The 1,284-nt window shown below is 77.6% G+C and carries 3 protein-coding genes and 1 pseudogene; all 4 read right to left on the bottom strand.

Features of this window, described 5'->3' with window-relative positions; genetic code table 11:
• Window positions 1-227 (bottom strand): annotated as a pseudogene (locus tag MNZ29_RS24070) (type III secretion protein); the annotation flags it as partial.
• Window positions 224-490: a flagellar biosynthetic protein FliQ gene (locus MNZ29_RS24065; protein WP_242341604.1), complete on the bottom strand. Its 267-nt coding sequence runs from the start codon at window positions 488-490 to the stop codon at window positions 224-226. The pseudogene MNZ29_RS24070 and the gene MNZ29_RS24065, both read right to left, overlap by 4 nt.
• 5 nt (window positions 491-495) lie before the next feature.
• Entirely contained in the window at window positions 496-1,170 is a 675-nt protein-coding gene (locus tag MNZ29_RS24060) for an EscR/YscR/HrcR family type III secretion system export apparatus protein (protein WP_242341603.1), read from the bottom strand.
• Window positions 1,167-1,284, bottom strand: a 118-nt coding sequence (locus MNZ29_RS25165; RefSeq protein WP_277957397.1) for a flagellar biosynthetic protein FliO, incomplete at its 5' end; no start/stop codon positions are given. The genes MNZ29_RS25165 and MNZ29_RS24060, both read right to left, overlap by 4 nt.

The following is a 1,284-nucleotide window of genomic DNA, read 5'->3' as shown; positions in this document are numbered from 1 at the left end:
TCGCGGACCCCGCCCGCGGCGAGCGAGAGCGCGTCCGTCGCCGCCGGGGCCGCGCCGGCCGCGGAGACGGCCGCGCCGAGGCCCGCGGCGAGCGCGACGCGCACCACCGGCGGGACGAGCGGGCCGCCGAGGAAGGGTGACGCCAGGGCCACCGGGAGGAGGCGCAGGGCGGCGAGGAGCGCGCCCGGGGCGCGGGCCGCGAGCTCGGGAGGGAAGGGCGGGGTCACGAGGCGATCCGGGGCAGGAGGTCGAAGCAGCTTCGGGCGAACTGGACGACGCGCGCGCCGATCCAGGGCGCGGCGACGGCGAGCGCCAGGAACACGGCCGCGAGCCGCGGCACGACGCCGACGGTGGGCTCCTGGATCTGCGTCGCCGCCTGGAGGACGCCGGTGACGAGGCCCACGGCGAGGGCGGCGAGGAGCGGCGGCGCGGACACCGCGAGGACGAGGAGGAGCGCCTCGCGGCCGACGTGCAGGAGGGCGGGGTCCATGGCGATCACCCGGCGTACGAGAGCGCGAGCGCGCGCGCGAGGAGCTTCCAGCCGTCGACGGCGACGAAGAGGAGGAGCTTGAAGGGCAGGGCGACGGAGGTGGGGGAGAGCTGGGTGAGCCCGAGCGCCAGGAGCACGTTCGAGACGACGAGGTCGACGACGAGGAACGGGACGAACACGAGGAAGCCGATCGTGAACGCCCGGCGCAGCTCCGACACCACGAAGGCCGGGGCGAGGACCGCGAACTCCTGCTCGCCCGGCGGCGTGGCGCCCGGCCCGCGCAGCCGGCGGGCGACGTCCACGAACGCGGCGCGATCGTCGGGCCGCGCGAACCGCGCCAAAAACCCGCGGAGCGGCTCGGCGCCGCGCTCGACCTGCGCGAGCGTGCCCGCGATCCCGCGCTCCGCGGGGGCGGCCTCGCGCATGGCGGCGACCGCGCGCTCGCCGACCGGCGCCATCACGAGCGCCGTCAGCACGAGGGCGAGGCCGGTGACCGCCGTGTTCGGAGGGACCTGCGGCGCGCCGAGGGCGGAGCGGGCGATCGAGAGGACGACGACGATCTTGAGGAACGAGGTCAGCATGACGAGCGCGGCGGGGACGACGGCGAGCGCGGCGAGCAGGACGAGCAGCTCGGCGGGCCGGTCCGCCACGGGGCCGGCGGCGAGGGCGAGCGGCGTCACGGCGCGCTCCCTTCCGGCGACGCCCTCCGCGATTCGGCGAGGAGCTGGACCCCCGAAGGTCCGTAGCCCACCACGAGTCGCCGGCCGTCCACCTCGACGAGCGCGACGCCGGCG

Origin of the sequence: Anaeromyxobacter sp. SG64 (assembly GCF_022690745.1) — a bacterium.
GTDB lineage: Bacteria > Myxococcota > Myxococcia > Myxococcales > Anaeromyxobacteraceae > Anaeromyxobacter > Anaeromyxobacter soli.
Note: the sequence above shows the minus strand (reverse complement) of the source record. Positions and strands in the feature narration are given on the sequence as shown.